Origin of the sequence: Natrinema halophilum (genome assembly GCF_013402815.2) — an archaeon.
Lineage (GTDB): Archaea > Halobacteriota > Halobacteria > Halobacteriales > Natrialbaceae > Natrinema > Natrinema halophilum.
In genome coordinates, this window is the sequence record NZ_CP058601.1 from 2,267,061 (window position 1) to 2,280,975 (window position 13,915).

14 protein-coding genes are annotated in these 13,915 nt (G+C 61.5%); 6 read left to right on the plus strand and 8 right to left on the minus strand.

Annotation, left to right across the window (positions count from 1 at the left end; all coding sequences use genetic code 11):
- The first annotated feature begins 84 nt into the window (after nucleotides 1–84).
- On the plus strand, nucleotides 85–549 hold the full coding sequence (locus HYG82_RS31810; protein WP_179261074.1) for a pyridoxamine 5'-phosphate oxidase family protein: 465 nt from the start codon (nucleotides 85–87) through the stop codon (nucleotides 547–549).
- 88 nt (nucleotides 550–637) lie between these two features.
- On the opposite strand, the gene HYG82_RS31815 is transcribed toward HYG82_RS31810, so the two are convergent.
- The 6 genes from HYG82_RS31815 to HYG82_RS31840 form a co-directional block, all read right to left on the minus strand.
- A complete protein-coding gene (locus HYG82_RS31815) occupies nucleotides 638–1,999 on the minus strand; it encodes an SRPBCC family protein (protein ID WP_218834175.1) in 1,362 nt (453 codons plus the stop codon).
- Between the two features lie 64 nt (nucleotides 2,000–2,063).
- On the minus strand, nucleotides 2,064–2,903 hold the full coding sequence (locus HYG82_RS31820) for an ion transporter (protein WP_179261075.1): 840 nt from the start codon (nucleotides 2,901–2,903) through the stop codon (nucleotides 2,064–2,066).
- 169 nt (nucleotides 2,904–3,072) lie between these two features.
- Nucleotides 3,073–3,480 (minus strand): DUF7344 domain-containing protein, encoded by a 408-nt coding sequence (locus tag HYG82_RS31825; RefSeq protein WP_179261076.1) that lies wholly within the window; start codon nucleotides 3,478–3,480, stop codon nucleotides 3,073–3,075.
- A gap of 57 nt (nucleotides 3,481–3,537) precedes the next feature.
- A complete protein-coding gene (locus HYG82_RS31830; protein WP_179261077.1) occupies nucleotides 3,538–3,870 on the minus strand; it encodes a HalOD1 output domain-containing protein in 333 nt (110 codons plus the stop codon).
- 146 nt (nucleotides 3,871–4,016) lie between these two features.
- A complete protein-coding gene (locus HYG82_RS31835) occupies nucleotides 4,017–4,781 on the minus strand; it encodes a helix-turn-helix transcriptional regulator (protein ID WP_179261078.1) in 765 nt (254 codons plus the stop codon).
- A gap of 8 nt (nucleotides 4,782–4,789) precedes the next feature.
- Nucleotides 4,790–4,948, minus strand: coding sequence for a DUF1059 domain-containing protein (locus HYG82_RS31840; RefSeq protein WP_179261079.1), 159 nt, complete (start codon nucleotides 4,946–4,948; stop codon nucleotides 4,790–4,792).
- A 163-nt stretch (nucleotides 4,949–5,111) separates the two neighbouring features.
- On the opposite strand from HYG82_RS31840, the gene HYG82_RS31845 reads away from it, so the two are divergent.
- Nucleotides 5,112–6,374 (plus strand): cation:proton antiporter, encoded by a 1,263-nt coding sequence (locus HYG82_RS31845; protein WP_179261080.1) that lies wholly within the window; start codon nucleotides 5,112–5,114, stop codon nucleotides 6,372–6,374.
- A gap of 287 nt (nucleotides 6,375–6,661) precedes the next feature.
- Here HYG82_RS31845 and HYG82_RS31850 read toward each other — a convergent pair whose 3' ends face one another.
- On the minus strand, nucleotides 6,662–6,901 hold the full coding sequence (locus HYG82_RS31850) for a hypothetical protein (RefSeq protein ID WP_179261081.1): 240 nt from the start codon (nucleotides 6,899–6,901) through the stop codon (nucleotides 6,662–6,664).
- Nucleotides 6,902–7,019: 118 nt separating this feature from the next.
- Here HYG82_RS31850 and HYG82_RS31855 point away from each other — a divergent pair, with 118 nt between their 5' ends.
- On the plus strand, nucleotides 7,020–8,267 hold the full coding sequence (locus tag HYG82_RS31855) for a sulfatase-like hydrolase/transferase (RefSeq protein ID WP_179261082.1): 1,248 nt from the start codon (nucleotides 7,020–7,022) through the stop codon (nucleotides 8,265–8,267).
- Between the two features lie 56 nt (nucleotides 8,268–8,323).
- Here the strand turns inward: HYG82_RS31855 and HYG82_RS31860 are convergent, their stop codons facing one another.
- Entirely contained in the window at nucleotides 8,324–10,264 is a 1,941-nt protein-coding gene (locus tag HYG82_RS31860) for a PA domain-containing protein (RefSeq protein WP_179261083.1), read from the minus strand.
- A 957-nt stretch (nucleotides 10,265–11,221) separates the two neighbouring features.
- Between HYG82_RS31860 and HYG82_RS31865 the strand changes: the two genes are divergently transcribed.
- The 3 genes from HYG82_RS31865 (at nucleotide 11,222) to HYG82_RS31875 (ending at nucleotide 13,891) form a co-directional block, all read left to right on the plus strand.
- Nucleotides 11,222–12,370 carry an MBL fold metallo-hydrolase gene (locus HYG82_RS31865; RefSeq protein WP_179261084.1) on the plus strand — a complete coding sequence of 383 codons (1,149 nt, stop codon included), beginning with the start codon at nucleotides 11,222–11,224 and terminating at the stop codon, nucleotides 12,368–12,370.
- Between the two features lie 469 nt (nucleotides 12,371–12,839).
- Complete coding sequence (locus HYG82_RS31870) at nucleotides 12,840–13,031, plus strand: hypothetical protein (RefSeq protein WP_179261085.1); 192 nt, start codon at nucleotides 12,840–12,842, stop codon at nucleotides 13,029–13,031.
- A 425-nt stretch (nucleotides 13,032–13,456) separates the two neighbouring features.
- Complete coding sequence (locus HYG82_RS31875) at nucleotides 13,457–13,891, plus strand: hypothetical protein (RefSeq protein ID WP_179261086.1); 435 nt, start codon at nucleotides 13,457–13,459, stop codon at nucleotides 13,889–13,891.
- Nucleotides 13,892–13,915 lie beyond the last annotated feature (24 nt).

The following is a 13,915-nucleotide window of genomic DNA, read 5'->3' on the forward strand; positions in this document are numbered from 1 at the left end:
TTCGCTGCCTATTTCGAGTGACGGCACCCGAAAACCACGTAGCCTGACTCCCGTTTTTTCAAGCTCCGCGGCGAACGACCAGCTATGACCGAATTCCGCGGCGCGTGGACGGAAGCCGAAGTCGAGGACTTCCTCGAAGAGACCACAGTCCCGATTCGGATCGCTACCAACCGACCGGACGGCTCGCTGTGGCTCGTCGCACTATGGTATCGCTACCGGAACGGCGTACTCGAGTGTGCGACCGGGGCGAACGCGACGCTGGTTCGATTCCTCCGGCAGGACCCGGAAGTCGCATTCGATATCTCCACGAACGACGTACCGTACCGCGGGATCAGAGGAAACGGAACCGTCACGATGACGACCGATAGCGACAAGGCGGTGCTTCGGGCCCTCATCGAGCGCTATCTGGACGGAACGTCCTCCCCGCTCGCTCGGTGGTTGCTCGGCGACGACCGCGAGGAGGTGCGCATCGAAATCGAGCCGCGGACGATATACAGCTGGGACTACAGCAGTCGGATGGGTGGGAACTCGACCGAACCGACGGCGTAGCCCGAAAGAGGTGCAGTTACGGCGAAAACGTGGTCCCGCCTTTCACAGTACGTCGGTCCCACCGACCTCGACGGTGCGTCCGCTCGCGTTACGACGTCGAGGAGGGGGCCGTTCGTCCCATCTGTTCCGCCCGGCGTCTGATCCCGCGGAGCATCCCTCGCTCCATGACGAAGTGAGCGGGCTCCCAGAAAAGGTAGTTCACTCCCTCCTGGAGCGCCGGAAACGACGAGAACGGTCCGATCGAAGACCGGCCCGGATTCGACCGCGTCCGCGCCAGGAGCCGCGTCGATCCGTCGGCGACCGGCTCGAGCACGAACGCCCACGTCCACGCCGGCGACTCGCCCGGCGGCCTGAGAACGAGCGTGCGTTCGGTCTCGAGATGTGCAACTTCCGGCGCGGATTCCGGCGACGAAACGGGATAATCCGCCGGTGCTAACCGAACGACGTCGCCCTCCTCGAGAGTCTGGTACTCCGGAACGATTCGATCCGCGTTGTGGATGTCGGCACCGACCGCGTTCTCGAGCCAGTCGTAACTGTAAAAGCCACCTCGCCCCTGTCCGAGCTGGACGAGCCACGGCCAGACTGCCTCGACGGGAGCGTCGATTTCGATCGCATGGGTGACCTGGTCCGTCGCGTCGGGAAGTAAATCGTCGCCCGGGAGCGGTGCACGCGCTTCCCGCGTCGTCGAACCCCAGCGGCGGTGCCAGGGTCGAATGACGAAGTGATACGCGCCGACGAGGGTGAGCGCGGCGGCTGCGACGAGCCGGCTACCGGACAGGCCCGGTCCCCTTCGCGTTTTGCTCCGTTCGCTGGCCGTTGATTTCCGGCGTGCGACGGCCTCCGCGTCGGCCGTGATGCGCTCGAGCGCCCGAGACATCAGGTATCCCGCGAACGGGCCGATAAGACGCCAATACCGGCGGAAGTTTCGGCTGGCGCGCTCGCTCGTGGTCGCCGTACGCGCCTCGTACGTCAGAAGCGTCCGTCGCTCGCCGTACGGTCGGACGGACAGACCGATCGCGAGCTTCGCGTAGCCCGGATCGTCGAACGCGACGAACTCGTCGGCATCGACGTGGCGCCACTCGATGGTCGGTCGCCAGAACTTCCCGACGGCACCGAAAACGAATTCCTCGCCCGGGACATCGGCGAGCCGCGTCCATTCCTCCGTTTCCGCAACGTCGGCGAAACGGAGCCGTCCGGGCGTCGGTTCTCCGGGCTCGCCGCCGCCCCTTCGTGAGACGGCCGCCGGGACGTCTCGAAGCCGGGAGAGTGCGCCCACGATCGGGCCGGTGTCTGTCAGGTCGGACTCGAGCATCGCCTCGTAGGTCGTCTCGGGATCGGCCTCGACGATCGCGTGGCGAACCACCGTGACGTCGAACTCGGGCAGAAATCGGTCGATGTGCATCGATTGATCGGTTCCCGTTGAGACAGCTGTCTGAAACGGATCTCGCATCGGTGTTCATTCGACGACGGCCGAGGTAATAGAACGAACGCGCCGCACGTGCCAGTTCGGCGCCTTACTCGCGGGAGTCGAACTCCTGATAGATGATGTGACCGCATGCCTTGCAGTGTGACGCGTCTCGGTCGTGAGACGACAGCCCGCAGTTCGGGCACGTGACGTCTACTTTCCCCTTGCGGCTCCACTCGCGGACGATCTTGCTCGCCTGCCACGGGAGGACGATGATGGCGGCCAGTATCGACGCAACAGTGACCCATCGTCCGGCGACAGTAACCGGGACGATGTCGCCGAATCCGACGGTCGACAGCGCAACCACGACGTAATAAAACGCATCGCCGAACGTAGCCACCTCGGGGTTGGCGGCGTGTTCCGCGCTGTAAAACAGGCCGGCGGAGACGAACAGGAGCACCAGCACCGTCAGCAGCAGTTTTAGCGCTCGAAGGGCGTTGTCGGAGATCGTCCCGAAGAAGAACTCCGCGTCCCTCGTAAAGCGGTAAAATCGAAGGACTCGAACGACCCGAATCACTCGGAGGAACCCCACGCTGGCAACGGTCGCCGCCCCCGGCCAGAGTACGACGAGTAGCGTCGGGAGGACCGCAATCAGGTCGATCAGTGTGTACACGTCGAGGAATTCCGCGAGGCGGTTTTCGGCCCCGTAGAGTCGCAGCAGGTACTCGGCCAGAAAGACGACGGCGATGGCAACCTCGGCGTTCCAGAGGACGCGGACGACGGGCGAGGAGAGCGGGTACGTCTCCGCGACGAAGATGGCGACGAAGACGAGGTTCAGAACCAACAGCGCGATATCTATCACTTTCCCCAGCCACGTTCGGTGATCCAGCAGATAGAACCGCACGGCTTCTCGGGTGTTACGACGCTGGAGCGGCGATTCGGCCGTCATTCGACAATACTGATTTGGGATCGAGATACGTAGACCCTCGGTTCTAGCGCACGGCAGCAGAATTCAAGACGCAGGGCGTGTTCGCGATCGACAGGGATCGCTCGGTCAGCCGATGAAGGGCAAAGCGACCACGTCTCGAGGGAGACTCGCAGTCGAAACGGTCGATGGCTTACGAGCGAGTGTCAGCGTCGGCAGCGTCTAACAGCCGGGCGATCGTGGGGTCCTCGTCGATCAACACGACGACGCCCTCGCTGTATTCGACGAGGCCGTTTGCCCGCAGCGGCGGGAGGGCGAAGTGGTGGAGGTCCGTTATCGCTCGTTCGAGCGCATCGGTCGGAACCTCGTCTGGATCGCAGTCGTGTTTCCGAGCAGCGACGTGACGGGCGAGTACCGACCGCTTTACGGCCGCACCTTCACGTCGGAGGTGTTCCAGAACGTAGCGACGGGTCGGGTTCGCCAGGAGAGAGAACGCATCGTTGGTGGAAAGCGACGGTTCGCCACCGTCAGTGCAGAGTTTCGCGGGGACGCTGCGAGTCGGTTGCATCCGCGTGTGGAACGAACCGTCTTGCGACGTCATATGCCTCCACGAGGACACAGACACTAAGGACCGCGGCTTGCTGACGCTGAACTCTTTTTACTCGCACCGACTGTGCTCGTCGGCCGGCGGATCGATGACGATCCGGCCGTCGTCGATCGTCACGTCGTGTTCGTAAATGCGGACCGTGACGCCGTCCGTCGAACCTCCGTTCGTGTCGGCGGCCTCGACCGAGCCAACCAGTATCTCCGGATCGGCAGCCTCACCGAGCGGGTCTATATCGGTCGTTGAAACGCCCGCGACCGCCGCAACCGATCTGATTGCTTTGATAAGGATCTCGGAACCGTCGGCGGTCTCGTATTGCTGTTCGTACGTTCCCGTTCGTGCGTCGAGCGTCGGGTCAACAGGGCTCGGCTGATGTGTTCCATTCATAGTGGCACCTCCGCTTTCCGATGGCCGCTATGCGAGACAGGGGCCCGACACTGTTAAATTTGGCCCCCTCGGCACCCCAACGGCGGGAATTTTCTCATCGACGAAATCGTTCCCGCTCGTGAAAACGACCCCGTCGATGACGGAAATCAGAAAATCGTTGCATACTCGGACCGCTCGCGGTAGCGATCGAACACCGACTCGGCCCACTCGTACACCCCGAGGTCGTCGGATTCGACGAGCAGACGAAGGAACCCGTCGTCGTGAGCGGCGATTCCGACCGTCCCGTCACAGAGGAACAATTCGAACGGGCAGTCGTCGTATATCATGACTTCGAACCGGCCGGTACGAGCTGCCTCGCGGGCGTTCTTCCCGTACTCCGAAAAGAGGATTTCGATGACCCGCCGGTCGAAAATCGCGACGACCTCCGTGCCGCTCAAAACCTGCTTGTAGGCGATGTCGAGGAATATCGGGGAGATCACGCCCGAAAAGAGACGGATTCGATTCGACCCGGCGAGTAAGTCCGTGATCCGTGTCGTCGCAACGTGGGCGTGAGCCTGTTTCGGGCGCGTAATCTCGGCACCCTCGAGCCCATCGAGCGGGAGCGTCACCGCCGTGGCGTCTACCTCGTCGAGCAGCGGTTGCAGTCGACCGGCGGTTACGACGTTCGTGCGGTACTCGGCGGTCTCCGTCGCCACGACGCGGCCGAACCCGGTGAGTTCGAACCCGCAGTCGGATTCCGTCAGGACGTGCTGTTCGACGAGCGATTCGATCGCCCGATGGACCGTCGATCGAGAAAACGACGTTTCGGCCTCGAGTTCGCCCGGTGTTTTCGGTCCATCGAACAGCGCGTCGAGTAGTTCGCCGCGCCGCACGAGTTCCACCGGATCGGGCGCGGGTGCGTCTTCGGTCATTCCTGTCGTTACATCCGTTCGATCTCGGATTCGATGGTGTCGCGTTCGATATCCAGATCGTGAGCGTACTCGGCGTGTTCGTCCACGAGGTGGACTATTTCGTCCGTGCTGGCGGCACGCACCAGAAATGGACATCCCTCCTGAAAGCACTCGAATTGAACTGTCATGGCGGTCCGACACAGGAAACGGACGTGAGCCCATTAAATTCGCAGCCAGCGATTGCAGCCGAGACCGGTGGGTCGTTCGTATACAGCTGTCGACAGCGAGGACGTTTCGACGCGTTCGGCGCACCCGCCGAATATTACCCCGTCCGAACCGTACGAACGACAGATGAGCGCGACTCTTCAGCTGGTGCTTCGCGTTCTGTGGCTTCTCGGACTCGCCCTGGTGGTTAGAGTCGCCGTCGATACGTGGCTCGACGTTCCCTACTCGGTCCTTCTCATTCTAGTTGGAGTGGTGATATCGGTACTCCACGTCGACGTCGGGCTTCGGCTGTCCAACGAAGTGGTCATGACCCTGGTTCTGCCGCCCGTTCTGTTTAATGGGGTAATCGAGTTGAATCGCACCGCGTTGCGCGAAAACCTGGCTGTTCCGCTCGTTCTCGTCGTTCTCGGGATTCCCCTCGCGGTCGTTCTACTCGGAACCGTCAGTACCGTCGCGTTCGGACTTCCGATCCTGAGTTCGTTTCTGTTCGCCGCAATCGTGGTTCCGACCGATCCAATAGCGGTCCTCTCGCTGTTCGAGGAAGTCGATGTGCCAGAGCAACTCTCGGTCATGATCGACAGCGAGAGCCTGTTCAACGACGGGGTTGCGATCGTCATCGTGAACGTGCTGACGTCGATCGCTGCCGAGCAATCCCATCCGACGATCAGTCTCGAGTTCGCCGGAACGGTCGTCCAGGATTTCCTCGTCATCAGCGCTGTCGGGTTCCTCGTTGGATCCGTCTGCGGGTACGGGACCACGCTGTTCGTCCGCCGGGTTCCCGAACGAATGGCGATCCTGCTTGCCACGATTCTGACCGCATACGGGAGCTACGTCCTCGCCGAGCACGTGATCGGCGTAAGCGGCATCCTCGCAACGGTCGGTGCGGGCCTGTACGTGGAGACGATCGCTGACGAAGAATCCGTGATCGATCATCACGCGCTCGAGTTCGTACGCGATACCTGGGACGGCGGTGCGTTTCTCCTGTCGACGTTAGTGTACGTCCTCATCGGCGCGCAGGTGCCGATCAGTGACCTGGTCGGCCACCGGTGGGCCATACTCGTCGCTGCCGCGCTCGTCTTGCTCGTGCGGGCGGTCGTCGTTTACGGGCTGGTCGGCGTCGTAAACGTAACTGCCACGAAGAACGTTCCCAACAGCTATCAACACGTGCTCGTCTGGGGAGGGTTACACACCGTCGTCCCCATCGCGTTAGCGCTCGGCCTGCCCCCGTGGATACCCCATCGCGAGTTCATCCAGACGGTGGTTTTCGGCGTTGCAATAACCGGAGCGGTCGTCCAGGGGTTGTTGCTGCCATCGGTCCTGCGCATCATCGGCATTCGAGACCGCGCCTCACGTGTCGGTGCCGTCGATAGGGCGGAACGACGAAGGTGACCTCCGTACATCGTGCTGGGACGACTGCAATCGCAAACGACCGTAATCGGGGCGTGCCGTCCGCTGTGGTCGCGGACGAATCGAACCGGTCGAACGCGGAGTCCACACCGGCACGGGTCGGCCTCGTTCGAGCACGGTGGCAGCACTCGCTATCCGCGTCTCCGACGGATTTTTACTCGAGATGTGCGACCGAGTCGGTCTTCGTTGGCGGATGCAACACGGCAGAGTACCGACGCTATAACCGACCGAATGGCGGTCTCTGATTCGCTGTTACCGACGTCGATCACTCAGTCGCTCAGATAGCCGAGCGATTCGAGGCGGCTCTCGACTTCGTCCTGGTCGACGGCGTCGTAATTCCGCTCGTCTCCCTCCGAGACGGCCGCCAGTACTTCCTCGAGGACGAACGTCACGTACTCACTTGCGTCGTCGAAATCGGTATACGCGACACGCTGTTCGACGTCGTCGACGAGACTGGACGGTAACTCGACGCGCGTGACGTTCTCCGGGGCGACATCCGATCGTGACATAGATGGCGAAACCGCACGTGGTTATAAAAGCGCCCCCCATTGTTTAGGCCGCGACCAGTGAAAGTTTTGGACTTATTATCTGAATAATATTGGCCCCTTTCGGACAGTGTCCGAATGTATGCCCGATGGCAAGAGCGTGGTGCTCGTTACTATCGACAGTTTCCGAACTGATTATTGCGGCGTGGCTGCGGGGGATAGCGAGACGATGCCGACGCTTGCGGCTCACGCGGAGGATGGACTGGTGTTCGAAAACGCCATCGCATCAGGTCCGGCGACGTTCGAGTCTGCTACCTCCTTTCTAACCGGAATGAAACCCGTCGAACGGCCGGACGCCGCCGGCGGGGGCCGCGAGGAAACGAAATCACACGTCCGCAAACACATGGCGGCGCGTCGGTCCGTCGCCGAGGAGTTCTCCGAACGTGGCTACGAAACGGCCGCGTTCACCGCGAATCCGTGGACCTCTCGATACTTCGGCTTCGACGACGGGTTCGACCACTTCGAGGATTTTATGGACGGCGATGCTTCGAGCGGCCTCCTCGAAGGGGGTGAACAGAAGAGCACCATCGGGACGCTGGCGATGAACGCAACCAACTGGTGGCAAGGTCAGGACATGTTCATGTCCTGGGAAGCGCTCGCAGACGAGATCACCGAGTGGACGGCCGAGGCCGAAGCGCCGTATTTCCTCTGGGTATTTCTCGTAGATAGTCACCTTCCCTATCTTCCGCCGGCGACGTACCGGACACAGTCTAGACTCAAGACCTATCCCGCCAACATGGGCCTGTTTCTGGACCGGGACCTTCCGTTCGAGTCCGTCCTCCACGACGTATTGACGACGGCCTACGAGAACACGCTTAAGTATACCGACGAATTCCTCTCGTTTCTCACGGAGGAAGTGGGCACCGACCCGCTGTTCGTCGTCCACGGCGATCACGGCGAGGCCTTCGGCGAACACGGCATGTACGGTCACGGACGGCAACTGTACGAACCCCTCGTAAACGTTCCGCTCGTCGTCTGCAACGGCCCTTCAGGGCGTGTCAAAGAGCCGTTCTCCCTCAGTCGATTGCCGGCCCTGTTAGGCGGCCTCGCCAGCGGAGACGAAACGGTCCCTGACCGCCTCACCGAACCGTACGTCTTCTCGTCGAATCGCATGCCGAGCGTCGCCGTCCGCGGACGGGACTGGAAATACATCTGGTCGCCCGACGAGCAGGAGCTATACGACCTCACCGACGGCGAAGATGAGGAACTCGACGACGACGATCTCCGGACGATCGGTCAGGACCTCGTCGACTTCTATCGCGGGTCCCAGTCCGAGAAGGAACGAGTCGTCGAGGCCGTATCAGACCTCGCCGAGAGCGGTCGAGTATAGCAACTCGAATCGGCCGCTGCGATGCCGTCATCCGCGTCGGCGCCGCCAGGTATCGGTCACGTTCGGCCCGAATCCCGTTCCTCGAGGACGTAGAGACCGCCGTTGCGATCGGAAGCGTAGATCCAGGGCTTCTCCCGCTCCTTGTAGATACCCCAGACGTCCTGAATGCCACCGTTTTGTTCCTCGAAGTCGTCCCCGCCGCGATTGTAACGGGCCGTCTCGACCGGCTTGGAGGGATCGCTGATGTCGAGAATAAGCACTCCGTTCGAGTACCAGGAGACGTACGCTTTGTCGTCCTCGACGATGGTGTTGTGCACGGAGTAGGTCCCCCTGGGATCGCAGCCCTCGTGGGTCGGATCGGCGCTGCAGCGCGTGTCGAACTCGCTTGCCAGTACCGGGTTCGCTTCGTCGGTGTAGTCCCAGATGCGTACGTTGCCCCAGCGCTCGGGTTCGGCGACGGCACTGATGCTTTCGCCGGTGGCACCGACGGTGAGGTCGTCGGCGCTGCCGACGTCGAATACGTTCAGGCCGGTCGTGTGACCGACGAGGAGTCCCGGAATGTCACGCGATTCACCGCTCATCGTCGATACCGCGTCGCCGTTTGCGCTATTGTTGAACACGATCATGCCGTCGTACCCCGCCTCGATAGCGGTCTCGGCTTTCGTATCGAAGCGGCAATCGCCGCGTTGAATAACCGCGATCTCACCCGGTCCACCGGCTTGGGGGACGTCCTCGGCCGCAGGGTCACACCCCAGCCCCAGATAGGTCGTAGGACCGGCCATCGTTTGGTCTGGCAGGTCGGCAAGAGGAGTCGTGAATCCGCCTTCGGCGGCCTCGTACTCGCCGGCGTGTGGGCCGTCGGTAATCCGGAACGTCGTCGCAAACGGGGCGAAGTCCTCTTCGGTTTCGACGACGACGGAGCCGTCCGCCGACGGCCACGCCTGGTGGCTGTTCCCTTCGTGATCACCGGCGGTAGGATCGAGCGCCTGTGAGACGAACCGGGGATTCTCCGGATCGCTGATGTCGAGGAGGATCAATCCGGCGTCCCAGTGTGCGAGGTACGCGCGGGTACCGTCCTGGCTTACGGTGACGTCGTGCAGAAGCCGATTCTGCGACTGGCCGAAGCCGTCTTGGAGCCAGTCGTCGATCATTGCCGTCAGAACTTCCTCGTCGTCCTCCTCGTGTGGGTTCTCGCTACAAAACTCACCCTCGCACAGATACTCCGCGCCCCAGGCGCTGACGAACTCCGGTTCGGTTGGCTCGGTGAGCTCGAAGATCTGGAAGCCGCCAAAGTAGCCCCCGGCCTGGAGGGCGACGTAGTCACATGCACCCTGGGTGAAGAGGAACAGATTGTGTACCCCAACGTCGACGACGCCGAACGTGTCCCGCACCACCTCGTTGGCGTCGTCCACTTGGACTGACGCCAGATGCGTCGGGGCAGTGGGATCGTCGACGTCGTACACCTCGAAGCCTCCGCGACCGCCGTCGCAGGGCTCGTTCGAGTGTACCAGGATCGACCCGGAGTTCATGTCCGCGACCTTGACGTCGTTGATCCGACTGCCCTCGACCGACGGCAAGCTACCGACGTAGGTCGGACAATGAGGATCGCAAACGTCGAAGACGGGGACGCCCGGGCCGAGACGATCGTCCACGAGTCCGTCCTCGTCGAATCCCTCGCCGGTGCCACAGGGGTCCCCGAACGTACCCAGGTACGCGTAGCCATCGTGTGCCCACACGTCCGTCGTCCCGCTCGGTAGTAAGCGCTCGCCGCGCCCGGTGAGGGTAAGGTTCTCGGCGCAATCGGCACACGGTCCGTCGCTGACGACATCACTGGTCGCGGCGTCCTGTTTCATCAGTCGCCGACTGGGGTCCTGGACCGAACCCCCGTGAACGACGCGCTCAGGCAACTCCGCGTCGTCCGTCACCGCGAACGACGGGTGAGTGGTACCCGTTCGTGGTATCACGCCGAGACTGCCGAGGCCGAACGTAGCGAGCATCGATCGCCGCGAGACGGCCGGTGGCGAATGTGATTCTGTCGAACTGTGGTCGGTATCCGTTGAATTTGCTGGTGACATATCGGTTATCTCGCTGCATCGATGCGCAGCGATTCTCTCTCGCCTATCGTTCATACAATCATATATAAACAGTTATTAAGCGATGTTACTATCGGTAATTGGGAGAAGTTGTTCAATAAATACGATGTTAACAGGGGTGAACGGTTTCGAAGCGCTACCGGGCGCGTACAGTGGTGCTATTCCGGCGACGAAACCCCGTTCGGCTTATTCATCGGCCCACTCGGTCGTCGCCGGAGAAGACAGGCGACAGCCGCAGGGCCAGGCGAATCGTCCGCATTCTGTCGAGCCGAAGCAATAGTCGACGGCGATGTCCCGGCCGCAGCGGGGACAGAGACCGAGCAGTGAGCGATCATCCGTCATCGGACGCGATAGCGCTGAAGCCCCGCGGTCTGTGCGGGGACGGCGGCGTTCGGCCGTGCAGTAGCTCGAGCGACGGGATGGCGGCGTTCGGCCGTGCAGGCGCTCGAGCGACGGGACGGCGACCTCACGGACACGAGCCGTCCGAAGTTCTTCGCGCTGGGCGCGTTCGCGACTCCTCGGGCCCGGACTGTGACCGATCCGACGCGGAGTTCGGCTGCATCGCCCCCGTTGAACTAGAGACAGATCGGTTCGAAACAGTTGGGGCTGGAACTCGTCCCCCAACGGCGGTGGAAGTCGACGTCCCGACGATAGTTCGGCCTGACGTCCTCGAGACACCCCTAATATTGTTCATGTATAGAACACCCATCATCCACGTTGTCTCGATCCCTGCGTAACACAGCAATATTTACCGGTTGAACTGCGGCTTTTGATTTTCCCTCCCTTGATCGCTGGCCCAGAGTTGCATTTTCAGGACAATACCTCTTCCATGGCGAACGAGAGGCTAGCACTAGAACAACGATGTTCGAACAAATCACCGCACGAGAACTCGCGAACGAACTCGATGCGGACGACGACGAGTACGCGATTGTCGACACTCGACCGGCGGACAGCTACGAGTCGTGGCACGTCCCCGAGGCGGAGAACGTTCCGTTCGGACCGGCAGAGACGCTCGGCGACGAACAGGAAGCGGAGATCGACGACCTCGTCGACGGAAACCCGATAGTCACCATCTGTGGCAAGGGCGCGACGTCAACGACCCTCGCCGGGGAACTCGACGCGAACGGGTACGACGACGTCGCGGTCGTGAAAGGCGGAATGCGCGATTGGAACTCGCTATACGAACGGGCTCGCGTCGACACCGATGACGACGTTGGCCTCACGCAATTCCAGCGGCGAGGAAAGGGGTGTCTCAGCTATCTCGTCTGGTCCCCGGACGCGGGCGAAGCAGCGGTCGTCGATCCGACCCGACATATCGACCAGTACGTCGTCGCCGCCGCCGAACACGACGCCGAGATAACGCACGTACTCGATACGCACGTCCACGCCGACCACGTCTCCGGCGGTCGAGAGCTAGCCGAGCGACTGGACGTACCGTATCACCTCGGTGCCCGCGCCGAAGAGCGGGACCTCGAGTACGAGTACGAGCCGCTCGAGGACGGTGATTCGATTCACGTCGGCGATGTCGAAATCACGGCACTCGCCGCGCCCGGACACACCACCGAGATGGTGAACTACCGCGTCGACGACGAAGCAATTCTTACGGGCGACGCCCTGTTCGTCGACTCGGTCGGACGCACGGAACTCGAATTCGGCGAGGACCAAGCGGATGAGGGGGCCGAGATGGAGTACGAGACGCTCCACGAGACGCTCACGGAACTGCCGGACGACCTCACCGTCCTCCCGGGACACGTCACCGTCACGAACGACGGTCGGTTCGAAAACGGGTCGCCGGGACGGCCTGTCGCCGCCTCGCTCGAGGAGGTCGAACGACGGCTCGACCTCCTCGAACTGGGTCGGGACGAGTTCGTCGAACGAATGGTCGAGAACGTCCCGGAGAAACCCGACAATTACGAAACCGTGATCGACGTCAACACCGGCCGAGAGCGTCCCGATAGCAGTCGGCAGGCAACGAAACTCGAAACCGGGGCCAACAACTGTTCGGCGTGATCGATGCCGCCGTCTCCGTCTCGAATCGCTCGGCTGTCATCATACCGGAAAGCGTCCTTCGTCGCTTCCGGGCGGGTCGTTCTTCTGTCGAGATATCACCGCCCGCCTGGGACAGCGGAAACAGCATCCTCAGCACAACCGAGGGCCTGAGCAGAAACAGCATCCTCAGCACAACCGAAGGCCTGAGCAGAAACAGCATCCTCAGCACAACCGAGGGCCTGAGCAGAAACGATAGCCTCAATACTCCCAGTCCTCGATCTGATAGCAGTAGCTACCGAATGACGAACTGCGATAGGTCCCGAAGATCAGACTTTCTCGAGAGAATCGCGATGCCGATGAAGTGAATCTCGATCGCGTATACGACAGATCGCATTTCCGCAGAGAATCGCTGTGGGTCCAAGAAACCTCCTTCGGTGACCGAACTCGGCCGGACGTCGCTTTTAGGTCCCGAAATAGTACAGACCAGTAGATGTTCGATTCGTTCGCCGACGCGCGCTTCTGCCTCGGATCGCCCGACGACGTCATCGAGACAATCGAATCGTACCGGGAGGCCTTCGGGACGGACTACCTGCTCTTCCGGACGCAGTGGCCCGGGATGGACGACGACATCGCCGAGTCCTCGATAGACCTGTTCTGTGAGGAAGTCCTTCCCTCGTTTTGACTGCGGCCAACCGACCTCTCGCGTCGGACGGTCTCGGGGTTCAACGCGTGAGAATTCCGATTCAGCCGGGGAAAAGTAACCGAAACCACCAAACCAGACGCCTCGTATGCGAGCCGTCACCCTTTCGGTCGGCACAGTGAGTCGAGCGGTCGCAGATGGCTTCCGCTGGGCGCCGGGCTCACCGTGGCTGACGTCGTGTAGGGGCCAGAAAAGAAACTGGAAGGAGTGGTGAAGGCTGCAACCGATATGATTCGGCCACGACACCGACACTTCGGACCCGACGTTATCCATTAGCACGGGGACACGGGTGCAGCGAAAGGATAGGTTCGGGAGTCGTGCTAAATACAAAGCGCATAGTCAGTAGCAGTCCCATCACGGTTCCATTGACGGTACCTTTTATGCTCACTCTCACGTTAGCGTACCGCATGGGCTCGCTCTTGCCACGAAGTCACTCATCCAGTGCCGCTGCAGCGCTCGTCGGCAGTCTCGTTGGGCTGGCCGTGGTCTGTCTATACTTCGGCGCTGGCTTACTCCTAGCAGGATGGAGCATCAGCGAATTTCTCACTCATCTCTCAGTTGACACTCTCGGGTATCTTCTGGGCATGATTGTCCTCGTGATCACCTTCGTCGGACTCCCCATCGCCTTCTTCCTCCGGTTTAATTTGATCACGCCGCTTGTAGTCCTCGTGGCCGTGGTTCTTGGGTGGCTCATCCTCGGTGCCATACAGGGAATACTCTCACTCCAGACGATTTTCGGTCTCGCCCTCTACGCGGCGTACCTTTCTCCACTCGCTCTCATTCTCTACGCCATCTTTGGCGGGGGCGAGTGTCTCTTCCGAACCAAAACAAGCAGTCGGTAGGACCGACCCGGTCTTGGGTCTGTA

What these genes read in the sequence shown, in the direction of transcription:
- HYG82_RS31825 (WP_179261076.1), bottom strand. Translation starts at nt 3,480, where the DNA reads ATGACGTCGCAAGACGGTTCGTTCCACACGCGGATGCAACCGACTCGC.
- HYG82_RS31820 (WP_179261075.1), bottom strand. Translation starts at nt 2,903, where the DNA reads ATGACGGCCGAATCGCCGCTCCAGCGTCGTAACACCCGAGAAGCCGTG.
- HYG82_RS31860 (WP_179261083.1), bottom strand. Translation starts at nt 10,264, where the DNA reads ATGCTCGCTACGTTCGGCCTCGGCAGTCTCGGCGTGATACCACGAACG.
- HYG82_RS31865 (WP_179261084.1), top strand. Translation starts at nt 11,222, where the DNA reads ATGTTCGAACAAATCACCGCACGAGAACTCGCGAACGAACTCGATGCG.
- HYG82_RS31815 (WP_218834175.1), bottom strand. Translation starts at nt 1,999, where the DNA reads ATGCGAGATCCGTTTCAGACAGCTGTCTCAACGGGAACCGATCAATCG.
- HYG82_RS31810 (WP_179261074.1), top strand. Translation starts at nt 85, where the DNA reads ATGACCGAATTCCGCGGCGCGTGGACGGAAGCCGAAGTCGAGGACTTC.
- HYG82_RS31835 (WP_179261078.1), bottom strand. Translation starts at nt 4,781, where the DNA reads ATGACCGAAGACGCACCCGCGCCCGATCCGGTGGAACTCGTGCGGCGC.
- HYG82_RS31875 (WP_179261086.1), top strand. Translation starts at nt 13,457, where the DNA reads ATGGGCTCGCTCTTGCCACGAAGTCACTCATCCAGTGCCGCTGCAGCG.
- HYG82_RS31855 (WP_179261082.1), top strand. Translation starts at nt 7,020, where the DNA reads ATGCCCGATGGCAAGAGCGTGGTGCTCGTTACTATCGACAGTTTCCGA.
- HYG82_RS31840 (WP_179261079.1), bottom strand. Translation starts at nt 4,948, where the DNA reads ATGACAGTTCAATTCGAGTGCTTTCAGGAGGGATGTCCATTTCTGGTG.
- HYG82_RS31870 (WP_179261085.1), top strand. Translation starts at nt 12,840, where the DNA reads ATGTTCGATTCGTTCGCCGACGCGCGCTTCTGCCTCGGATCGCCCGAC.
- HYG82_RS31850 (WP_179261081.1), bottom strand. Translation starts at nt 6,901, where the DNA reads ATGTCACGATCGGATGTCGCCCCGGAGAACGTCACGCGCGTCGAGTTA.
- HYG82_RS31830 (WP_179261077.1), bottom strand. Translation starts at nt 3,870, where the DNA reads ATGAATGGAACACATCAGCCGAGCCCTGTTGACCCGACGCTCGACGCA.
- HYG82_RS31845 (WP_179261080.1), top strand. Translation starts at nt 5,112, where the DNA reads ATGAGCGCGACTCTTCAGCTGGTGCTTCGCGTTCTGTGGCTTCTCGGA.